The following is a 21,552-nucleotide window of genomic DNA, read 5'->3' on the forward strand; positions in this document are numbered from 1 at the left end:
AGCTCGCATACCTGGGAACTGTAATACACCTTGTCAAGGTTTGAGGAGGTTTGGGATTCATGAGTGAGCTCAACTTGCGCCTACAAATCGAAGGGCAAACGACCGATGTGGCACGAACAGTAACAGTAGATAAAAACGAGTTCACCATTGGTCGTTTGCCAGAGTGCGATTTGCACCTGCCTTCCTATGAGATCTCTCGCTATCATGCCCGTCTTCTCAAAACGGCGTCGGGAGTGTGGTTGATTGAAGACTTGGGCAGCACCAACGGGACGCGGCTTAATCAACAACCCCTGACTTCTCCCAAACCTGTTAAGCATGGCGATGTAATTGAGCTAGGACAAATTTTCTTGCAGGTGATTTTGGCTTCCCCAACTCAACCCAGCCTAGGTCAAAGCCAGACCTCACTTCCAGGAGTGACGATTCTGCGGAGTGCGAAGGAACTGCAACGCCAATGGGTTCAGCCGGATACTCAGGGAGACGATCTTAGCAATCATCGTCAAGCGATCGTGCGTCTGCAAAACCTGGTGGACATTGCTAAGGCACTCAATTCCGCTGAATCCATTGAAGTGATTTTCTCGCGGGTGCAAGCGATCGTGTTCCGAGATTTGAAAATTGACCGCTTGGCGTTACTAGTCGATGTGAGTGGTTCTGGGCAACTCGAACTCCTTGATGCCGCGACCAAAGACGCCTCAGAACACGACACCCTGGCACCGGACGGCAGTTGGATTAGTCAGTCTATCTGTCAAAAAGTCTTTGCCGAGCAAGTGGCGATTAAAACGGCTGATGCTCAAAGAGATTCCCGATTTGAAGGGGAACAGAGCATTTTAGTTAAAGGCATTCGCAGCGCCATGGCTGTCCCGTTGTGGCACGAAAGCAAGGTGGTTGGCGTGCTTTACGGCGATGCCCAGATTTCTGTGAGCCACTGGCAAAAAGACGGAGAGGAAGACTTGAGCTTTTTTTCCGCTTTGGCTAATCTCGTGGCGTCAAGCGTACAACGCTGGCTATTGACTCAGAAGCTGAAAAATGAAGAAACTATTCGCCACCGACTAGAGCGCTACCACTCGCCAGCCGTTGTTCAGCATTTGATTACAGTAGGCAAATCCGAAGACGGTCGAATTTCTCCAGCAGAAGGCGAGATTAGTATTCTCTTTGCAGATTTGGTGGGATTTACCGCCATGTCAGAACGGCTGAGTCCGGTGCAAATTGCTCAACTGCTCAATAGTTTTTTTGAGGAGATGTTACAGGAAGTTTTTGCAGCGGGCGGAACGCTAGATAAGTTTATTGGCGACTGCATCATGGCATTTTTTGGCGCTCCGGAACCCCAAGCGGATCATGCTAAACGTGCCTTTGCGGCAGCTCAAGGAATGCTAGAGCGTCTGGAGCGACTCAATGCCAAAAAGACTTGGGCTAAACCTCTGCAATTGCGGATTGCAATTAATAGCGGCAAAGCGGTGGTGGGAGATGTCGGTAGCTCTCAACGGGTGGACTACACGGTTTTAGGCGCAACGATCAATCTTGCCGCTCGACTGGAGGGAATTTGTCCTCCTGGTGAATGCGTTATCAGCGAAGTCACCTACACTCAACTGGAATGTCCTTCCGGCTTTTCTGAAATGGGAGAACACCGCTTTAAGGGGATCAACAGACCGATACGGGTGTATCAGACGCATCGACATTGAAGGAATGCTGAGTAAGAGTTAGGGAGCAGGGGAGCAGGGGAGCAGGGGTGCAGGGGAGCGGGGGTGCAGGGGTGCAGGGGTGCAGGGGTGCAGGGGTGCAGGGGTGCAGGGGTGCAGGGAAGAACCTCTTACCTTTCATACTTCATACTTCACCCTTCATACTTCACCCTTCATACTTCACCCTTCATACTTCACCCTTCATACTTCATACTTCATACTTCATACTTTCTCCCCGACTCAGGACTCAGAAACCTCGTCCTTAAGGAATAGTGACTCACCCCAGCTTCTATATAACCAGTTAGAAAATCGCTACATAAAATGTACTTAGAGGTAATATTTCGATATACAATGTCCAGATGGTATGGGTAAGTACAAATTACTATTCAGCAGTTAATGTCAACTCGATCATCTAGCCTAATCTATCCCTCTGACGCTGTTGGTGACGCTCTATCTGGCAGCCGCCACGAGAAGGCAAAAGCTGGCGACGTGCGATCGCTTGACCGTATGAAGTGCCTCTATCAGACCGATCAGCAAATGAAGTACCTGCATTTGCAAGCCGAAATTGAGTTGCTGTTGCAGCACTTGCAAACGATGAAGCAGCAACGGATGGCGATGGTGCCGCCTGAGGCTGAGGCTCAGTAGCAAGGCTCTAAAGTTGCATAACTTGCCTCGCCATCCTGCTCGCTCAAGCCGTAGTTTCAGCGAACAAAGCAACTGGCGAGGCGGTAGTTTTTATTCAAAGCGCTTACTTTGGGTTGACCAGCGCTTGAGGTTGTAGTTATTTTGACCATCGACGACCAACGCCGGGGAACCGCCGTCTCCCAAATCAGCGATCGCGGTGAGGGAAGTCGCCGCATTCTTACTAAATTCGCTGTACAGTAGACCACCTGTATCAGAAAAAATTAAGGTACGTGCCTTAAAACGTTTTCCATCTTGAGTCGGTGGCTCAATATCTGGTTTTTTCAGTGCCCCGGATAAATCTTCATAAAGGGTCAGCAGGGCTTCTGGCTCTTTATTCCCGGTTAGATCAATCGGTCGGACTGTCCAGTGTCCCAACTCTTGCAGCATCATCGGTAAGCTGGGTAGGTCACCGGACTTAAACTGACCGCTCGCCACTAACTCCCGCCAGAGGGTAGGGAGCAAGACAGACGCCCACTGCGGCTGTAGCTTATTGAGTTCGGCAATGGTGATGGAACCGGGTTCTATCCATTGCAAGGCAGCGTCGGTATGGGCAAGGGGACGGTTTTTTGGGGCAGCGCCAACGGGGGCAGCGATCGCGGCTAGAGGCTCTCCCACAGCTAGCAATTGTAAATTCCCCCCTTGAAGACGAATGGCTTGCACCGTTGCCATCGTCGAGTCTTGGCGTCCATCAGTTGTCCAAACAGTCACTTGAATTCGCGGGTCAACATCCAAACCCAAGCGCCGCCACAAGAACTGAATCGGTGCTGATTGGGGTAACTGCAAGTTGGTAAACGGCGGCTGCTGCCAGCGAACACTATCATTAAACGCCCCCACCTGCACCTGATACCAGACTTGTTGAGGCTCTTTTGAGAGGGATGAAATACCTATTGCTGTATTACTGTCTGGTTGCACCCAATCGCTAGAGTTAATCGTGGAAACGACCTCGGCAGCACCGACAATTTGACTCAAATGAGCGCGGGTGTTGGAAGCCTCGGCAAAGGCGGTATTGAGATGATCGAGCAATTCAGCAATTTTGGGAGGCATGACGGCGACTGCTGTCGTCGCAGACACCAAAGTGGAAGTGGTGGGGGATTGCTTCAACCAAGCGATCGCGCTATCTCGTCCCTGCTGGGCAGAACGCATCAACGCGCCCCAGCTTTTGGCTTCATAATCTTCAGCATTAACCGCTAACGCGGCTTCGACTCGCTTCCCCAGACGTCCAGAATCGCTCTTGAGCAACATGGCAATTTCCTGCATCGGTGCCCCTGGAGCTGTTGCTTGGAAGATGAGCAAAGCCTCTGCCCAACGACCATCAATTAAACTTGCCGTGATTTGTTGAGCGGGGGTTGCCCAAGATTCTTGGGCTTGCAACTCGCTCAATTGGGCATGGAATCCAATCACATCTAGTTGTGCTTGAGCAGCGACTGACCAGTCTTTTTGTGACTTTAGGGTTTGCAATTTTCGCTTGGCTAGCGACCATAAGCCACTACTAGATAGAGTCAAGGCATCCCGGTAGGCTGGCAAGTCTAAGGCAGGTTGTGCTAGGGAAATCTCCTCTAAATAAATGGGGTTTGGGGCAAAGTCGCGGGGTTGAATTTGATAGATCTTAAAGCGGGGTTCTAGTCCCACCGTTTGATTGACAATCAGTTCTGGGGTATCTTCCCCGGTAATGGCTTGCCAGTAGGGTGATTCTTTGGTGGGGCTAGTCCATTGCAACATCACGCTGAGATGGCTCTGGCTAGGGTTGTAGTGAACGATCTGCCCGTAGGTGATGGGAGTGTTATTGCGTTCGAGTTGCCCAGAGAGATTCAGCCAGATGCCAGAGGCGGGGGCAGTATCATCTAGGCGAATTTGTGTCAGCGGTAGGGAATCAGATGCCCCCTGATAATCTGCTTCTGCGGCACCTAAAGGCGCAACAACAAACGATTCTTCTAAATTGGCGATCGCTAGGGAAGTGACTAGCTGGTAGTATTTTTCACCGTTGGGTGAGGGCGCAGGCTGGAGCGAGTCAATGGCAAGTTGGTAAACCCGCAGTTCCACGATCTGCTCACAATTGCTGTAGCAGTTTGTAGGAGAAGCCAGGAGGGGAACTAACAGCTCGGAATCGAGGGCGATAGGATTACCCGCCGTCATACCGCTACTCTTAATCTCTTCCCGGATGGCGCTAAGGGTTTGGGCAGGATTGCTAGTTGTGATCGGGATTCGCGTCCAGGCGGGTAAAAATTTGTTCAACCAGACAACGGAACCAGGATCGAGCATCAACAAAAGACTGAGCCAGATGCCCCCAGCAACGATACCAACGGCACCCATCAAAGCAGCGATCGCGCTCAAGGTGACGAGACAACTTCCCTGGCGGGATTGTTGCTTAGGGGAGGGTGGCTTAGGCGAGGGTTTAGTGGTCAACGGACTGTCTTGAATTCCCATTTGAGGTCTGTCTTTTGCTCTCATATCCCATCGGTTGCTTACTGCTTTTTGTCGTTGCGAATACCGGAGAACGGACAAGAGGAGCGATCGCGGTTTTAAGTTTGCGATCGCGCCGAGGTACCCTCACCGATTAAAACGTTTTCATACAGCTCCCCTGCTCGTTCCCAAGTGTATTCTGATTCAATTAATGCCCGTCCGTTCTCTGACAGTTGTTTGCGGAGCTTGCGGTCTTCAAACAAGCGACTGATCGCATAGACATACTCGGTCGGTTCGTTGGCGCGTAATGCCCGCAATGGCACGCCGCCATCCACCTCTAGCCCCTCCAAACCGCGATCGCTACTCACCACGGGTACTCCTGCTGCCATAGCTTCTAGGGTTTTATTTTTAATCCCAAACCCTGTCCGCATTGGTACCACACAAACCGTCGCCTTGTGTAGGTAGTCCACGATTGACGGGACGCGACCTGTTACCGAAATTCCTGGCTGTTCCTGCAATTCCAACACCTCCGCTACAGGTTTTGCTCCCACCAGTTCCAGAGTCGTTTCGGGATGACGCTCTCTAACTTTCGGGAACACTTCTAGGCTAAAAAAGCGCACCGCATCAATATTCGGTCGGTTATCCATCGCCCCAATAAACACCAAGCGCTGTCCCCCCGGATCGGAGATGCGACGAGGAAACAACTTGAAGTCTACCCCGTTGGGAATGACGCTAATCGCTGCTTTTGGGGCAAACTCCCGAATCTGACGGCGATCGTCTTCTGTCGTCACCACAATCCCGGAAAACTTAGAACAGTACTGCTCCTCGTAACGACGCAACAACGGTAAATTTAGTTGATCCCGTAGATTATTTTCCGAAGTTCCCGTCTCCAACTGATTGCGACAAGTTCCGTACACCGAACTATGGATATTTACGACAGTTCGCAGCCGTTCTTGCCAATCCGGTTGCACATAGATTTCATTCACACTATGCTCGCAAGTGATCGCCTCAAACCTGCCATCCCGCACCGCCTCATTTATCCATTGCTGCATATCTGGCGAATAGAGGTGTAGCACGCTTGGAGGCGTCCCCTGTTGCAAAAAGGCACTGAAACGCTGCATTTTTCCCAGTATCCCGCCCTCTGCCTCCGCAGGCTTCGGTCGCCCAAATACCACCAACTCCTCTACCCACTCCCCCAACTCTTCCACTTCCGCATCCGTAACATCTTCATTACGCTGCACGAGTGCCGTAATTTGATGACGCTTGCTCAAGTACTTCAGTAAATTGAACGTCCTGACTTGGGTTCCCCCCCCTGTGGGAGGGTAGGGAAAAGTAGAAGAGAGCATTAAAATCTTCATGGATCAAGCTCTCACACATAATTGACTTAAGAGAGATAGTAGGATATCTCTGGACGTTTTTAAGCTTTTCTGTTCTCCTGACACTTTCCCGCAAATCAGTTAGGCTGTGGAGGGCGATCGCACTCCAAGGAGTTTTTCAGGATGGAATCCCGTGGAATTTATACCTTGGCGAATGATGCTGTATACGACCAGCTAGTCGCACTACTCAACAGCATTGAGACTAATATTAGCCCTGACGAACCTATTCGTATCATTCCTTACAATAACAAGCTCGATCGCATTAAACAGGAAATCGCGCCTAGAAATAATGTCACTCTCTTCAACGACTACAATAAAGTGTCATTAACGACACTAAAACCCAAGTAAATTTAAGTGGTAGAGTGCCTAAAATCAGTGTTTGTATTCCCACCTTCAATCGTGCAGATTTATTGGCGATCGCGATTGATAGCGTTCTTCAGCAAACTGAGCAAGATTTTGAGTTAATTGTTTGTGACGACGGTTCTCAAGATGCAACGCCGGAACTGATGTCACAGTACAAAGACAGCCGTATTCACTATATTCATCATCCCCAAAACATTGGGAAAAGTAATAATATGCGCTCTGGGTTTGAGGCGGCGCAGGGAGACTATTTTATTAAGTTTGATGATGATGACCGTATAACACCAGAGTTTCTCGCTTGCACAAGTGAAGTTTTAGACAGAGAACCCAGGGTTGATTTTGTGGGAACTGACCATTGGGTGATTGATATTAATAACCTTCGCAACGAGCAAGCGACGCAGGTAAATTCTCAGAAGTGGGGAAGAACGAACTTGCGCCAAGGGGTAGTTGAGAACTTGCTAGATGTGGTTTTTGTCAAGCAAAGTTTTCAAATTGGTGCAACGTTATTTCGTCGCCAAGTTTTGCAGGAAGTCGGATATATGCTGCCAAATATCCAAAACTGCGAGGATAATGACTTGTTTGTGCGTTTGGCTTTGGCGGGAAAGCAAGGCTATTATTTGCCCAAACGGTTGATGGAATATCGCGTCCATGCTGAACAGCAAGGTATTAATCGAGCCATTCCTTATTTGACTGATAAACTACGTTATTTAGAAAATTATCAGTTTGAGTCAGAACTAGAGAAAATTCGGCGATCGCGTTTAGCAGAAACGCAATTACTCCTAGGGTTGCGCTTGATCGAACGGGGAGAAACCCAAAAAGGGCGACAGCTTGTTCAGACAGGAAAATCCGCGTCTTCAGCAAAAGCCTGGGCGGGGTTAGTATTATCCTACTTACCCTTCGGGCTACGTTCTCCAGCTTTTGCCGCTTTGCGGCGAGTTAAACCCTAGAATTACACAACAACGTTTGGAAAATTTAAACCTTTGGGGGTATCGAGGGCTGGTGTGATCTGTCACATTGCAATAGGACGTTATTGCAGTGAGGCGGGTAAAGAAAGTTGCATGGAAACGATTGAGCTGAAGTTGCTGTTAAAGTTACTGAGTTTTCCCGATTACCGGGCAGCGATCGCCAAAACTAAGCCGACCTCTAAAATGACTGTGGCAGAATGTGAGGAGGTGTGTCAGAAGTTATGCGATCGCGGTTTGCTTGCGTGTTCCTACGCCGTCAGCCGTTTCCAAATTGCTCCTCCCGGCGAATTTCTCCTGCAACAAGATACAGAAGAACTCCCCCTCACTGACGCAGAACGCCAAGCGCTGCAAGCCAGCACTAAAGGGACAATTACGCCTGAAAAAACAGGTATTCCCTCTGAGGAACGACAAACCACCATTCAAAACTTGGCAGAACGAGGGTTGATTGAGGTAAACCCCAGGGACAAAAAAATTCAAGAAATCTGGCTGACGGAACGGGGGAAAGAGTATCTGCAATACGAGTACAACCCCAGTGGGACTCAGTTTGTTCTCAGCCTAGATTTACTCAACAACTATGTTCAATTTTTGCGGGAATCCTTCCGATCTGTTTCGCCTCCCCCTCCAGTGGCTAGCCACTGGAGGGGCGACGACAAGATTTTGCTAGTCATTCAGGAATTAGATCGCCAGTTATCTACTAATAACCACCTGCCGATTTTTAATCTCCGCGAGAAATTAGATCCCCTGCTATCAAGGGAAGAGTTAGACAAAGCGCTTCATCACTTGGAACAAGGTGACAAAATTAAGCTGAGTCCTTTGCCAACAGCCAGAGCTAGTGCCTTTACGACGGAACAAATTGAGGCAGTAATTACTCAAGATACAGGGAAGCCGCTATTTTTTGTCAGTTTGAAATAGAAGCTGTTGGGCTATTGGGGGCGGGTATTTAGAAGTTACGACAGATGAAATCATAGACAACGAAAAATTAAGCGAACGTTTAGGCTGTCATAGGTTTACTTAGCGTCTGGGAGAGTTGAATTAGGCTGCTTAATTAAGTTGGGATGACCGTAATAAGGAAAAAGATTTAACTAAACAAGAGCCGTGACCAACTATCAACTATAGCAACCATTTTGTCACCGTTTACACCTTTAACTAGTCTTTTTCCATTTTTGACTTTAACCCGTTCCACTACATCGCTCAATGATTCAAACTTCTTTTTCTGACGCTCCTTTTCCACGCTTTCAGCAATTTCAGCAGCTTTCTTATCTGTCAAACCAGTACTTCTTAATCTAAAAGCTAGCTCAGATAAGCTCATGTTGTTGAAGACATCTAAAGGTTGAATCCTACTGGGAAGTTGATTTTTAAGTTCTTTAATTTCATTTTCTAAATATTGTCTGTCTCTCGCCTGTTCTGCTTTTAGCTCATTAATTCTATTTTCCACCCGAACTTCAAAATTCGTCAGGCGAGCTTCATCTGAACCAGAATTTTCTTTTTCTGGAGGAGCAGGTTTTGGCTTTCTCAGTAATTTAATTTGTTCTTTAATAACCTCCTCATTCTCATCCTCAATAATATATGCCCCAATCATTTCACCTTTACGAGAATCTATCTCTCTTGCTCTCGCAGCAGCATAGTACTCAAATCCTCCCTCAACTACATCATATGACTGCAAGCTTGTTCGACGAACAACTATTGGATTGATAATTCCTTCAGCTTCTAAAATCAATTGGGCAGCTTGTTCCAACTCCTCATTTGAAAACTTTGAACGAGGAATGGTGGAGCTAATTTTTTTGACAGCTATAAGCGAGGTAGATAACTTCATGATTCCATTCCTATTTTTCTTAAAACTTCTATGGCTAACAATTCAAATTCCTGTGCCGCCGTAGAATCTGGCTTAAAATCAAGTACAGACACAGGATCGGCTATTTCTATAGCTCCTACAATCTGAGTTTTTTCAGCACACTTCGCTAAATCATCTCTGTCATAAATAACTGTATCCATTACCTCTAAGTTGTAACGTTTTTTGATAACTTCTATACGTTTTACCAATGTAGATTGTACAAACTTAGCATTAGTTGATATTTTACAAGCAAGAATACCTAAGATTTCAATAGGTTGTCTTTTTATCTGTTTCCTAAAGCCATCGATTTTTTTAACAAAATCTTTGACATTGACTAAACCCTGATTAGCAAAGGGTTTTAAATCTGATGGAATAATTAAGTAATCAGCCGTAATCAGGGCAACTCTTGCATATAGATTCAAAGATGGTGGCGTATCAATAATTACAACATCATATTGCTCTTTAACTTCCTCTAATTTATCAATGAGTATCAACCTACTGTAATCAAGTTGATTCAGCTCCATTTCAGCTTCCATTAAATCAATGTGTGCGGGAATCACATCAATTTCTGGGCTACTAAACTGAGACTTTCTAGCAATTTCATGAACCGGATAGAACTCCTCTGAACGTAAAACTTGAAGAATATTAGAGTCTCTTATATCATCAAATTCTTCATCCTCGAATTTGATTAAACCTGTTGCAAACGTGGTATTAGCTTGGCTGTCTAGGTCAATCACTAGTACTCTTTTTCCTTTCTTTCGGATAGCAGCGGCTAAATTAACTACAGTTGTTGTCTTGCCTACGCCGCCTTTATTGTGATAAACCGCAATAACTTTCATAATGCTTTTACTCGTTTTTTCTGGACTAGGATTGGAGATGGGTTGAGGAATAACTAGATTAGCCTGTAAAGTCTTAACCTCTGAAGAAACTTCAATAGCTTTTTCCTTTGAGCTATCTCTGCCAATCAAAGCTTTAATCTCTTCTAGTCTTACATCAACCTCATCACCAGAACACTGAAATACAAGCTGAAAATCATCTCGAACTTTCTGATAAATTCTGATCTCTCTCCCGTTAGTTAGAAGTCCATATCGCACGTTCAAACTCATTAAGTAGCGTTGTAAGCGGCGAACGTGGTTATTTAAGTTTTGATTGGGATGCTTCGCTTCCATCACCACGCTCAACGGCGAATTAGCATCTAGGACGAAAGGAACAACCTGTGTGGCAAAAGCTAAAAAATCTAAACGAATGCTGCCAAAAGTTACCTCTTGGTGCCAAGTGTCGGGAGGATAGCCTAACTGCGGCAGTAAATACTGGACGATGAGTTTACTTTCTACTTCACTTTCGTTGCGGCAAAGATCCGGATTAAAACTCAACTTTCTTTTTCCTTCATAAAGTTGCCCCTGTCAAAGATAACCTCACACCTCTGAGATCGTCCAACTTAGCGAATGTTAATCCCCCAGGAAGCAGCAGTAATTAAGACAAAACACTTACTCAAGTGCCTTCAGCTACAGTGAATCCACAAATTTCTCCCCCAACCTGACCACTCCGACTAAGATTAGTAACATCTTCTTTGGATGGCAGGATTGATGGGATACGTTGTTGCATTAGTCAATATGAAAGGGGGCGTCGGTAAGACAACTACTACCGTCAACCTGGCTGCTTGTTTAGCAAAAGAGCAGGGAATGCGGGTTTTAGTAGTTGATTTGGATACACAAATCAATGCAACTTTGAGCTTAATACCGCCCTTACATTTTGCCAAAGTCAGGAAAGAGCAACGAACATTAAAACAGTTAATTAATCAAACGCTACAAGCGGGTAATAAAACAAATACTTCTCCACAAGAGATTATCCTTCACAATATTTGTCAGGTGAAAGGGTTTGATTTAATACCCGGAGATATCGATTTATATAATGATTTTTTGTTAGCTGTAAATCTTTATGCTCAATCTCAGGGAAATCAGCAGGATTTTGAGAAAAATTGGAATCATTTTGAAGATACATTAGTACGGAATATGATTCTGCCCGTGCGTAACAAGTATGACTTTATTTTGATCGATTTTCCTCCCGGCGATTATCTGCTGACTCGCAGTGGCATTATTGCCAGTGACTTTTATATCATTCCGGCGAAACCAGAACCTTTATCGGTTGTTGGCATTGGTATTCTTGAGGGGCGGATCGGTAAGCTTAAAGAAAGCGATCGCACAACGATCAATCTCCTTGGCATCGTCTTCTCCTCTCTAGGTCATGCTACCAACATGGCTCCCCGCATCAAAAACCGCGTAGTCACCGAGTTTGGGCAAGACAAAATTTTTGATACAGAAATTCCGATGAATGTGGCGGTTGCCAAAGCCGTTGATGAATTTCGACCCGTTGTATTGGCAGATCCCAATGCCGCAGGTGCCAAAGCATTCAGCGAGTTAACGCAAGAATTTTTACAAAAACTTTCCAATTTTTTGGCTGCTAACCCATCAACCTAAATCAATAAAACTGCAACTTTATTGAAAATAACCGCTATGGAAGGAAATTCCCAGTAATTATTTCTAAGCGGGATGCGCGTGGCGTTTTACACCCAGTTGCTGATTATTTATTTCATATACGCCTATATTTATCTTTTTCTGGCATTAATTACCTCTTAGGTTATACGTCGGTTTCTAGAGGGAATCTCCTCAACGGCTTAGTAACCTGATTTTACATAGGTTAATAAATAAACTTTTCGATAAAACAATGTTAGTTCAACGCAATTCTCGACACCGCACAAACAAACTCGTAAGTGCGTTAGGAGTAGTCGCTTTTGGGGCATTAATGACTATTTCTGCCTTCCAGAAGACAGCTTCAGCGCAGACACGCTCCCTGTCTTCTGGTGTCAATGACTCAACCTCTAACCTCATCGCTCAATTTCCTCTACCTGGAAGCGTCACAACTCCTAGTACTACGACAACTCCTGGTACCGTTACACCCGGTGTTCCCGCTACTACAACTACTCCCGGTGTCACGATAACTCCTGGCATTACACCCGGTGTTCCCGCTACTAGAACTACTCCCGGTGTTGTGACGCCAACTCTTCCCGGCACTACAACCCTTCCTGGTGTTGTGACGCCAACTCTTCCCGGCACTACAACCCTTCCCGGCGTCACGACAACTCCTGGTACAGTTACACCTGGCGTTCCCGCTACTACAACTACTCCCGGTGTTGTAACGCCAACTCTTCCTGGCACTACAAGCCTTCCCGGTGTTGTCCCCCCTGCTGGCAGTGTGATACCTACAACTCCTGCCCCTATAGCGCCTGTTAACCCGGCGAACAGCGCCATCCCCATCAACCCTGGAACTCCTACCTCTCCTGGTGGCTTTACTTCCGTTACGCCTGTAGGCGGTACACCTACCACCGGAACTACAACCGCTCCCAGCAATTTCCCGGCGACAAGTGGTGCCGCTGGCAGTACTTCTGGTGGTTTCTAAGCCCGTTATTAGTTCTCTCTGGGAAAAAAGAAAAGCCTGTCACCGCAGGCTTTTGTCTGTCAGAGCCTGTTTGGAAAGCTGATAAGCTCACCGCCGCTCATACATGCACAGGTTGTAAAAGCCGGGAAGAAGCTAACTTCTATTGCCGCTCAAGTCAGATCCCGCATTATGATGTAGAGTGCAACAGCAGCTCAGGAACGAAATTAAACCTGAAGCTCGCTTAGATAACATCCAGCAGAGTTTTTGAAGGGGATTATATTCATGGGGCTTGTCATTGCCACAGTAAATATGAAAGGCGGCGTTGGTAAGACAACTCTCACGGTAAACTTGGCAACTTCTCTAGCAAAAAACCATCAAAAGCGGGTGCTAGTTGTTGACTTGGATACACAAATCAGTGCGACGCTCAGTTTGATCCCGCCTCAGGAGTTTGCAAAGGCAAGGCGAGAAAGAAGGACGCTGAGTCATCTTATTTACCAATCCATCAGACCTAAAAGCCAATCAAAATATTCAATCCGAGATATCATCAAACCCTATATTTGTAGTGTAAAACAGCTCGATTTATTGCCGGGGGATATTGACCTTTATGACGAGTATCTAGTCTCAGAAATGCTGCATAAGCAAGCAGTTGTTGAGGGTAAAGGTGATTTTAATGAAGTTTGGAATCAATTTGAAAAACAGCTCATTCGAGGTATTTTAGAGCCAATTATTGATGATTATGATTTCATCATTTTGGACTGTGCTCCTGGCTATAACCTGTTAACACGCAGTGGAATTGTGGGCAGTGATTTTTATTTGTTGCCTGCAAGACCTGAACCTTTGTCTATTATTGGTATTCAACTGCTAGAACGGAGAATTGCGAAACTTAGAGAAAGTCATGGGATTGATAGTCCGTTGAACCTGCGCTTACTGGGGATAGTTTTCATCCTCTCTGGCGGTTTGATTGGCAGGTATTACAAACAGGTAATGCAACGGGTGACGGATGATTTTAGCCCAGCACAACTGTTTAAAAACCGTATCCCTATGGACGTTAATGTCGCTAAAGCGGTTGATAGCTTCACTCCAGCAGTTTTGGCAACGCCGAATTCTTCTGGAGCGAGAGCATTTACAAAATTAAGTGAAGAATTTTTGCAAAAGTTAGAAGTATCTGGCAATCTTTATCAGGCAGACCAAAACAAGGTGAATTTGTCAAATCTTGACTAAGCTGTTTGATTTTCAATGGATTTCAACTGGGCTTGTTGACAATCCAATGGAATTTTTAGAACAGTAGTTTTGGTGGGTTACGGCTGGGCGTAACCCACTAGATGGTGTTGATTTAGTCTGGGTGCTGGGGTTAGAATTCACCAACTAATGCTGCATTGCAGCGTTCGCAAATCAAGGGATGTTCTGACGATTCGCCAACGTGGGTGGAGTAGTTCCAGCAGCGATCGCATTTTTCCCCTTCTGCTTTTGTCACTCCTACGGAAAACCGCTCTGAGTGTAGGCTATATTCCGTCTGGATTGTTTCCGGGGAGTCTAGCAGTTCCACCTGGGACGCTAAGAACAGATAGCGCAACTCATCAACCCGATTACCACTCAGGCTATCTTGGGGATTGAGCGTCTCTAGCTGTTGTCTTAAGGAGCGATCGCTTACGTGGAGTAGTACCTTCGCCTCTAGTGATGAGCCAATCATCTTCTCCGCCCTGGCTTGCTCCATCACCTTATTAACCTCAGTGCGGATTTGCCGTAGGGTTGTCCAAGAGGCGGCTAATTCTGGTTTATTCCACTCGTCTTCCATCTTCACCCAGCCGGACTCAAATACCGATTGGTAGGGCGTTTTGTAGGGGAGGTACTGCCAGATATCCTCTGCCATGTGACAGAGTACGGGAGCGATCGCATGAGCCAAATTTTCTAACGCGATCGCTAGCACGGTTTGACAACTGCGACGGCGTGGGGAGTAGAGATCGCTGATATAGAGCCGATCTTTGGCAATATCTAGATAGAAATTCGATAAATCCACAACGCAGAAATTCTGCACCGTCTGGAAAAAGCGGAAGAACTGGTAACTCTCAAAGGCATCTGTGACTTCACTAAACACCTCCGTCATCCGGTGCAGCATATAGCGGTCAAGTTCGGGAAGCTGCTCATAAGGTACCGCCTGGGTAGCCGGGTCAAAGTCGTGTAGATTGCCGAGCAAGAACCGGGCAGTATTGCGGATTTTCCCGCGCACATCCCCCATCTGCTTGAGGATCGTCTTCCCAATCGGCACATCTGAGGAGTAATCGACCGACGACACCCACAAGCGCAGCACATCTGCACCGTAGGGAGGGTCTTGTTTGTGATTTTTGCCCCCCTCAATAATCATTGCCGGATCGACGACATTCCCCAGAGATTTGCTCATCTTGCGACCGTTCTCATCCAAGACAAAGCCATGGGTTAAGACAGTTTTGTAAGGAGCAATGCCGTTCGTTGCCACACTAGTGAGCAAACTAGACTGGAACCAACCCCGATGTTGGTCTGAACCTTCCAGATACATATCCACCGGATAGCGCAATTCCTGCCGTTGCTCTGCCACCGCCGCCCAAGAGGAGCCGGAGTCAAACCAAACATCCATCGTATCGGTGCCTTTGCGGTAGGTTTTACCGTTGTTGCGGTATTGTTCCGGTAACAGTTCTGCTACCGACATCTCCCACCAAGCATCGGAGCCTTTTTCAGCGATAATGGCTTGGACGTGGGCAATTGTCTCCTCATTGAGCAGGTGTTCGTTGGTTTCCTCGTCATAAAACACCGGAATGGGAACACCCCAACTCCGTTGGCGAGAGATACACCAATCTGAGCGATCGCTTACCATCGGTGTGATCCGGTTTTCCCCTTGGGGTGGAATCCATTTCACCGATGCGATCGCCTGCAATGCCTGATCCCGGAAACCCTCAACGCTGGCAAACCATTGTTCCGTCGCCCGGAAGATTGTCGGCTCCTTTGTGCGCCAGTCGTAAGGATACTTATGGACATACGCCTCTTCCTTAAGCAGGGAAGCGGCTAGCTCAAGTGCCTTAATGATTGCCTCATTGGCATCCTTCAGCACATTTAACCCCGCAAACTCTCCAGCTTCTGAAGTGAAGTTCCCCCGATCATCCACAGGCGCAAGAATCGGCAAGCCATAGCGCTGACCCACAATATAGTCTTCCTGACCGTGACCGGGAGCCGTGTGTACTAAGCCTGTACCTGAGTCCGTGGTGATGTAATCGCCACCGATGACAATCGGGCTTTCCCGGTCAAATAGCGGATGCTTGTAGGTGCAATGTTCCAACGCCTGTCCTGGCATTGTCGCCTTCACCGTCAGTGGCGTCCCAAATTTTTCCGACAACTGTTCCACCAAATCCGCCGCCACAATCAGGTATTTGGCTGGAGTTTCGGTGCCCACTTGCACCACGGCATAGTTGAGTTCTGGATTGACGGCAACGGCAAGATTACCAGGAATTGTCCAAGGCGTCGTTGTCCAGATAGCGACACCCAAATTCGGTAGTAACGGCTCTAACACCTCTTTGACCGCATCTGCTGCCTTTGTCATCCTAAAAGCCGCGTAGATGCTGCGTGAGGTATGTCCTTCTGGATATTCCAGCTCCGCTTCCGCCAGCGCCGTTTGCGAACTGGGACTCCAGTGTACTGGCTTCAAGCCGCGATAGATATAACCCTTTAAGAGCATCTGACCAAAAACACCAATTTGCGCGGCTTCGTACTCTGGCGCGAGAGTTAAGTAAGGATGCTCCCAGTCTCCCCAAACGCCATAACGTTTAAAGCTCTGGCGTTGTTGGTCAACGGTTTTCAAAGCAAAGTTTCGCGCTTTGCGGCGTAGTTTCAATGGTGTGAGCTGTTGCCGATCTTCTGTCTCCATGTTTTGCAAAACTTTCAGCTCAATGGGTAAGCCATGGCAATCCCAACCTGGCACGTAACGCACCTTACGTCCGCGCAACAACTGATATTTGTTGATAATGTCTTTGAGGGTTTTATTGAGCGCATGACCCATATGCAGCGAACCATTGGCATAGGGGGGGCCGTCATGCAAAACAAAAATCTCACCCTTGTTGTTTTGTGACAGTTGCTCGTAAATCTGGTGTTCTGCCCAAAATTGTTGTAGTTCCGGCTCGCGGCGAGTGGCATTTGCCCGCATGTCGAATTGGGTTTTGGGCAGGTTGACGGTTTCTTTATAGGATTTTGCTGCTGTCACAGTCTTACAAAAGTAGAGGGGTGGTACTGAAGAAGCGTTTAACGAAAGGCAAGTCGTTGTCAAGTCTGAAGTGTAAAGGATGAAGGAAGTTGGGGTGCAAAATCAATTCATCCTCTTAATTTTTCACTTCAGATCTGCTTTCATCCTTAGGGGATTCTCTCCATTATCTGTGAGAACTTTCCAGGCGCTTCAAGCTTGCTCTGGGGGATGATCACCTTCAGTGGATGGAGATGGAGTTGATGGGGGAAGTTCGGTTTTAGCTTGTCTATCTTTGACATCGCCTACACCTGGGTCTTCAGCCGGGGGAGCCAGTTCTGATTCCGGTGCAATTTCTTCGGCTGGTATCCTTACTGCCTTTCCCTCATGGGGTTGGGCATCCTCTACCAGTTCTGCATCCGGAGCCTCAGGGCGAACTAGTTCAGGAGACTCTGACATTTCAGTGTCGCCTGTTGTTACGTCCGTCTCTACGGTAGCAGTTTCCTCAACAGTAGGCGTTGTCTCTTCTGGTGCAGGTGCTGTCGGGGACGTTGTATTGTCGATAGCTGTCTCTACGGTAGCCGTTTCCTCAACAGTAGGCGTTGTCTCTTGTAGTGCAGGTGCTGTCGGGGACGTTGTATTGTCGATAATCGTAACTGTTGGGGAGCTGGCTGTAGGCTCCGTTGGGGTTTGGGGTGCCTTTTGGCTCTCTACAGTCTTGACTGCACTACTGGTTGTTTCAACGGTGGTCGTTGTACCTGTTTGTGGTTGTCGGCGAAGCAAGCCGCTAACTCGCTCTGTCAAGGGTTGAGCTAACTTAGTCAGGGAGAAGCCTTGAATTTTTTCTTCAACTTCGGGAGAAATCTCAGTTTTCTCTTGGGGCGAGGTCTGTTCGTGTCGCAAGTTAAAGGTTTGCCAACCTAACCAACCGATTAAGGACACACTCGCCACTTGACCGAGGAGTACACCGCCAGTGATGCGTCCTGCACATGCCCATAGGGCTAAGGCATAAAATAGCCCAACTCCACTCCAATAAAAATCATTTTTGCGATGGACTTCCGGAAAAAAGAAAGCCGCCATGTACATTGCAAAGCTTCCAAGACCAACGGTAAGCGCCAGGATATATGCCAACATTTCGGGGGGACTCCTTAATGTGCGTCTTTACGGTGATTTCTGTCGTTCTATATACAAATACCAATTAATCGGTAAGTAACGGCTAATCAATCACTCGATCAACAGATGTTTGAGCTAAGCGATCGCTCTTAAGGTCTTTTTTAGATAACAATCTTGGGGATCGGGATACCCTGAAGGTAATTTGTCTCTTTTGACAAAAATTAGCAGAGTTTACAGCAGAGTTTTATGTCACAACCAAGCTTCGGCGTGATTGGTCTAGCCGTCATGGGAGAAAACCTAGCACTGAATGTAGAAAGCAGAGGTTTTCCTGTCGCCGTTTATAATCGCACCGCTGCCAAAACCGAAGAGTTTATGGCAAAGCGTGCACCAGGCAAGAACGTTACAGCCACCTATTCGGTGGAAGAATTTGTCAATGCCCTGGAACGTCCTCGCAAAATTCTGGTGATGGTGAAAGCAGGAAAGCCAGTTGATGCAGTTATCGCTCAACTCAAACCCCTACTCGATCCGGGAGATATGATCATTGACGGTGGCAACTCTCTCTACAACGATACAGAGCGACGCACCCAAGAATTGGAAGCCACAGGACTCGGATTTGTCGGCATGGGCGTCAGTGGCGGTGAAGAAGGTGCCTTGCACGGCCCAAGCTTGATGCCAGGAGGCACTGATACCGCTTACCAAGAGTTAGAGCCAATCCTCACGAAGATTGCCGCACAAGTGCCTGACGGGGCTTGTGTGACCTACATTGGCCCCGGTGGTGCCGGACACTACGTCAAGATGGTGCACAACGGCATTGAGTATGGCGACATGCAATTGATTGCTGAAGCCTACGATTTGCTCAAGAATGTGGTGGGGCTGAACCACCATCAGTTACATGAGGTGTTTAGTGAATGGAACACCACGGCAGAGCTGGATTCATTTCTCGTTGAAATTACGGCGGATATCTTCCGGTATATTGAGGCGGGATCGGAGCAACCTCTAGTGGAGGTGATTCTCGATTCGGCGGGACAAAAGGGAACCGGACGCTGGACAGTGGTGAGTTCCTTAGAGTTGGGCATACCGATCCCCACCATTTACGCGGCAGTGAACGCCCGCGTGATGTCGTCTTATAAGCAAGAGCGCGTAGCGGCATCAAAAGAGTTGCCAGGACCAACAGGCAAGTATGACGGCGACGCCAAAGCTTTGATCAACAAAATTCGCGATGCGCTCTATTGCTCGAAGATGTGTTCCTACGCTCAGGGAATGGCACTCATGAGCAAGGCATCAGAGGAGTTTGGCTACAACATAGATTTGTCGGAAACTGCCAGAATTTGGAAAGGTGGCTGTATTATCCGGGCGGGTTTCCTCGGATTGATTCAAAAGGCGTTCCAGGACAATCCGAAGCTGCCTAACCTACTGTTAGCGCCTGAGTTTAAGCAAAGCATCCTCGATCGTCAGGAGTCTTGGCGAGAGGTGCTGGCAATCTCAAACAATCTAGGGATTCCGGTTCCGGCGTTTAGTGCGTCTTTAGATTACTTCGATAGTTATCGCCGCGATCGCCTGCCGCAAAACCTCACCCAAGCCCAACGCGACTACTTCGGTGCCCACACCTACGAGCGCATTGATAAAGAAGGTCTCTTCCACACTGAATGGACGCAGACTGACAAAGAATCCCTACAACTAGGAAGCACAGATTAGTCAGTTGTAGTTGTCCACGAGTAATGGTCAGTTGCTAATTGGGGCGGGTTTTACTATTTCTCTAAACCCGCCCCGTTCTATTTTTAGGCGTTAATTGTCATAAAACTCTCACAATCAATAAGTTTTCTTTTTCTCTACTGCCAGTTTTCTAAAAAGGCTTTGACCTGAGCTAACTGATGCGTCAGTGCAGCAAGTTGTTCTGAGGCATCAGTTAGTTGTTTTTGCTTGGCTTGCTGCTCAAGTTGGGCGGCAATCTCTGGTATCAACCGCACTCCCGCGTTAGCACTCGCTCCTTTAAGCCGATGGGCTTGCTGTTCTATGGTCGCTAAGTCATTGATAAGTAGGGCTTTGCGAATTGCTTCTAAGCTAGGTTCTGTATTTTCAACAAACATTTTTAAAAGCTTTTTTTGAAAAGTCACTTTACCGCGAGAGATTCTCTCTAGACGATCTAAATCAACGGGTAGCGCATGAAGAGAACTGGAGGATTCAGACTTTGGCTTGACGGCGGTAGGTAGGTAGCAGAAATTCTGAGGATTGGCGGCGGAATTGGACGCGATCGCCATTCCTTGATTTTGGGAGGATAAGGCAGGATTATCTGCCAGGGGATGAGTTTGTTTCTGAGTTTTCCCTGTAGGAGTTTCAGGTATCCAACGCTCTAGAATCGCTCCCAATGCTTCTTGAGCAATTGGTTTAGAGAGGTAGTCATCCATTCCCGCTGCCAGACACTTAGCGCGATCGCTGGGTAGGGCATGGGCAGTCAGGGCAATAATAACGGTATGCTGGTTTGCTCCTTCTCGGCGTCGGATTTCTTGGGTGGCTTTATAACCATCTAGCACTGGCATCTGACAATCCATCAACACAATATCGTAGGGTTGGGATTGTAAGTGCGCGATCGCTTCGGCACCATTGCTCATGCAATCTGCCTGATAACCCAGCATTTGCAACTGGTTTAAAATCACCATCTGATTAACAGGGTGGTCTTCTACCAGCAAAATTTTGACAAGTGAGGGATGGGATGGGGAAGCCTGTGGGGTGGACGGCTCAAGGGGATGAACGAGTGGAGACAGGGGAGCCATGGCTGTTACCAGACTGTCAAATAGCAGCGAGGCTCTGATCGGCTTGATAATACAGCCAGAAATACCGATCTCCTCCAAATCTTGCACCGAATCCCGCTGTTGCCGGGTCGTCAGTACAATCAGCTTGGTTGCTGCTAAGGTGGGATCGCGGCGAACCATCGGCACCAAGAGCGCTCCCTGATGCTGGGACAGTTGCAAATCAACAATTGCCACGTCATAGGGATGTCCTTGAGCGGCACTGGTGCGTAAAGCATTGAGCGTGGCGGTGCTATCTGTGACTTCATCTAGGTGCATCCCCCAGGCATCAACAAGCGATCGCACCGCTTGGCGGGTCATCCCATGATCCGTCACAATTAACAATTTCAGCTTGTTCAGGGATTGAGGAACCGCTCTTCCCACCAGAACTGTCGCCGGATTAAACGGCATCGTAAACCAGAAGGTAGATCCCTGACCGGGTTTGCTCTCAACGCCAATCTCTCCCCCCATCAATTCCACCAGTTGCTTGCAAATAACCAGTCCCAAACCTGTGCCATCATACTGTCGAGTCATTGAGGCATCGACTTGGGAGAAAGATTGAAACAGTTTTTGCCGATCAGCCGCACAGATGCCGATCCCTGTATCTGTAACTTCAAAGCGAATAGAGACTGAGTCCGAGTCGGTGAGTCCGAGTCGGTGAGTCCTGAGTCCTGCTCCCCTGCTCCCCTGCTCCCCTGCTCCCCTGCTCCCCTGCTCCCCATCTCCCC

At 47.7% G+C, this 21,552-nt stretch carries 16 protein-coding genes; 9 read left to right on the top strand and 7 right to left on the bottom strand.

Going from position 1 to position 21,552, the window contains the following annotated elements:
• Positions 1 to 59: 59 nt before the first annotated feature.
• Together AC5JR3_RS21365 and AC5JR3_RS21370 are read left to right on the top strand one after the other, a co-directional pair.
• The gene (locus AC5JR3_RS21365) at positions 60 to 1,676 is read left to right on the top strand and encodes an adenylate/guanylate cyclase domain-containing protein (RefSeq protein WP_495848589.1); all 1,617 of its coding nucleotides are present in this window, start codon (positions 60 to 62) and stop codon (positions 1,674 to 1,676) included.
• Positions 1,677 to 2,069: 393 nt separating this feature from the next.
• Positions 2,070 to 2,318, top strand: coding sequence for a hypothetical protein (locus AC5JR3_RS21370; protein WP_495848590.1), 249 nt, complete (start codon positions 2,070 to 2,072; stop codon positions 2,316 to 2,318).
• 90 nt (positions 2,319 to 2,408) lie between these two features.
• Here AC5JR3_RS21370 and AC5JR3_RS21375 read toward each other — a convergent pair whose 3' ends face one another.
• Together AC5JR3_RS21375 and AC5JR3_RS21380 are read right to left on the bottom strand one after the other, a co-directional pair.
• Complete coding sequence (locus AC5JR3_RS21375) at positions 2,409 to 4,781, bottom strand: hypothetical protein (protein WP_495848591.1); 2,373 nt, start codon at positions 4,779 to 4,781, stop codon at positions 2,409 to 2,411.
• Between the two features lie 95 nt (positions 4,782 to 4,876).
• Positions 4,877 to 6,115 carry a glycosyltransferase family 4 protein gene (locus tag AC5JR3_RS21380; protein ID WP_495848592.1) on the bottom strand — a complete coding sequence of 413 codons (1,239 nt, stop codon included), beginning with the start codon at positions 6,113 to 6,115 and terminating at the stop codon, positions 4,877 to 4,879.
• Positions 6,116 to 6,256: 141 nt separating this feature from the next.
• Here AC5JR3_RS21380 and AC5JR3_RS21385 point away from each other — a divergent pair, with 141 nt between their 5' ends.
• From AC5JR3_RS21385 to AC5JR3_RS21395, 3 genes are all read left to right on the top strand, one after another.
• On the top strand, positions 6,257 to 6,481 hold the full coding sequence (locus AC5JR3_RS21385) for a hypothetical protein (protein ID WP_495848593.1): 225 nt from the start codon (positions 6,257 to 6,259) through the stop codon (positions 6,479 to 6,481).
• Positions 6,482 to 6,495: 14 nt separating this feature from the next.
• Entirely contained in the window at positions 6,496 to 7,440 is a 945-nt protein-coding gene (locus tag AC5JR3_RS21390) for a glycosyltransferase family 2 protein (RefSeq protein WP_495848594.1), read from the top strand.
• Positions 7,441 to 7,551: 111 nt separating this feature from the next.
• Positions 7,552 to 8,370: a winged helix DNA-binding protein gene (locus AC5JR3_RS21395; protein WP_495848595.1), complete on the top strand. Its 819-nt coding sequence runs from the start codon at positions 7,552 to 7,554 to the stop codon at positions 8,368 to 8,370.
• A gap of 166 nt (positions 8,371 to 8,536) precedes the next feature.
• On the opposite strand, the gene AC5JR3_RS21400 is transcribed toward AC5JR3_RS21395, so the two are convergent.
• Together AC5JR3_RS21400 and AC5JR3_RS21405 are read right to left on the bottom strand one after the other, a co-directional pair.
• Positions 8,537 to 9,271: a ParB N-terminal domain-containing protein gene (locus tag AC5JR3_RS21400; protein WP_495848596.1), complete on the bottom strand. Its 735-nt coding sequence runs from the start codon at positions 9,269 to 9,271 to the stop codon at positions 8,537 to 8,539.
• Entirely contained in the window at positions 9,268 to 10,662 is a 1,395-nt protein-coding gene (locus AC5JR3_RS21405; RefSeq protein ID WP_495848597.1) for a ParA family protein, read from the bottom strand. Before AC5JR3_RS21405 ends, AC5JR3_RS21400 begins: the two co-directional genes overlap by 4 nt.
• Before the next feature lie 213 nt (positions 10,663 to 10,875).
• Between AC5JR3_RS21405 and AC5JR3_RS21410 the strand changes: the two genes are divergently transcribed.
• The 3 genes from AC5JR3_RS21410 (at position 10,876) to AC5JR3_RS21420 (ending at position 13,945) form a co-directional block, all read left to right on the top strand.
• A complete protein-coding gene (locus tag AC5JR3_RS21410; protein ID WP_495848598.1) occupies positions 10,876 to 11,766 on the top strand; it encodes a ParA family protein in 891 nt (296 codons plus the stop codon).
• A 247-nt stretch (positions 11,767 to 12,013) separates the two neighbouring features.
• Positions 12,014 to 12,745: a hypothetical protein gene (locus AC5JR3_RS21415; protein ID WP_495848599.1), complete on the top strand. Its 732-nt coding sequence runs from the start codon at positions 12,014 to 12,016 to the stop codon at positions 12,743 to 12,745.
• 261 nt (positions 12,746 to 13,006) lie between these two features.
• Complete coding sequence (locus tag AC5JR3_RS21420) at positions 13,007 to 13,945, top strand: ParA family protein (RefSeq protein ID WP_495848600.1); 939 nt, start codon at positions 13,007 to 13,009, stop codon at positions 13,943 to 13,945.
• Positions 13,946 to 14,075: 130 nt separating this feature from the next.
• On the opposite strand, the gene ileS is transcribed toward AC5JR3_RS21420, so the two are convergent.
• Complete coding sequence (ileS, locus tag AC5JR3_RS21425; RefSeq protein ID WP_495848601.1) at positions 14,076 to 16,949, bottom strand: isoleucine--tRNA ligase; 2,874 nt, start codon at positions 16,947 to 16,949, stop codon at positions 14,076 to 14,078.
• 189 nt (positions 16,950 to 17,138) lie between these two features.
• On the bottom strand, positions 17,139 to 18,059 hold the full coding sequence (locus AC5JR3_RS21430) for a Ycf66 family protein (RefSeq protein ID WP_495848602.1): 921 nt from the start codon (positions 18,057 to 18,059) through the stop codon (positions 17,139 to 17,141).
• A gap of 225 nt (positions 18,060 to 18,284) precedes the next feature.
• Between AC5JR3_RS21430 and gnd the strand changes: the two genes are divergently transcribed.
• Complete coding sequence (gene gnd, locus AC5JR3_RS21435; protein ID WP_495848603.1) at positions 18,285 to 19,733, top strand: NADP-dependent phosphogluconate dehydrogenase; 1,449 nt, start codon at positions 18,285 to 18,287, stop codon at positions 19,731 to 19,733.
• A gap of 134 nt (positions 19,734 to 19,867) precedes the next feature.
• Here gnd and AC5JR3_RS21440 read toward each other — a convergent pair.
• Positions 19,868 to 21,552, bottom strand: a 1,685-nt coding sequence (locus AC5JR3_RS21440; RefSeq protein WP_495848604.1) for a response regulator, incomplete at its 5' end; no start/stop codon positions are given.

The sequence above is a fragment of the Kastovskya adunca genome (assembly GCF_059505785.1).

What these genes read in the sequence shown, in the direction of transcription:
- AC5JR3_RS21365 (WP_495848589.1), top strand. Translation starts at nt 60, where the DNA reads ATGAGTGAGCTCAACTTGCGCCTACAAATCGAAGGGCAAACGACCGAT.
- AC5JR3_RS21370 (WP_495848590.1), top strand. Translation starts at nt 2,070, where the DNA reads ATGTCAACTCGATCATCTAGCCTAATCTATCCCTCTGACGCTGTTGGT.
- AC5JR3_RS21375 (WP_495848591.1), bottom strand. Translation starts at nt 4,781, where the DNA reads ATGGGAATTCAAGACAGTCCGTTGACCACTAAACCCTCGCCTAAGCCA.
- AC5JR3_RS21380 (WP_495848592.1), bottom strand. Translation starts at nt 6,115, where the DNA reads ATGAAGATTTTAATGCTCTCTTCTACTTTTCCCTACCCTCCCACAGGG.
- AC5JR3_RS21385 (WP_495848593.1), top strand. Translation starts at nt 6,257, where the DNA reads ATGGAATCCCGTGGAATTTATACCTTGGCGAATGATGCTGTATACGAC.
- AC5JR3_RS21395 (WP_495848595.1), top strand. Translation starts at nt 7,552, where the DNA reads ATGGAAACGATTGAGCTGAAGTTGCTGTTAAAGTTACTGAGTTTTCCC.
- AC5JR3_RS21400 (WP_495848596.1), bottom strand. Translation starts at nt 9,271, where the DNA reads ATGAAGTTATCTACCTCGCTTATAGCTGTCAAAAAAATTAGCTCCACC.
- AC5JR3_RS21410 (WP_495848598.1), top strand. Translation starts at nt 10,876, where the DNA reads ATGGGATACGTTGTTGCATTAGTCAATATGAAAGGGGGCGTCGGTAAG.
- AC5JR3_RS21415 (WP_495848599.1), top strand. Translation starts at nt 12,014, where the DNA reads ATGTTAGTTCAACGCAATTCTCGACACCGCACAAACAAACTCGTAAGT.
- AC5JR3_RS21420 (WP_495848600.1), top strand. Translation starts at nt 13,007, where the DNA reads ATGGGGCTTGTCATTGCCACAGTAAATATGAAAGGCGGCGTTGGTAAG.
- AC5JR3_RS21430 (WP_495848602.1), bottom strand. Translation starts at nt 18,059, where the DNA reads ATGTTGGCATATATCCTGGCGCTTACCGTTGGTCTTGGAAGCTTTGCA.
- gnd (WP_495848603.1), top strand. Translation starts at nt 18,285, where the DNA reads ATGTCACAACCAAGCTTCGGCGTGATTGGTCTAGCCGTCATGGGAGAA.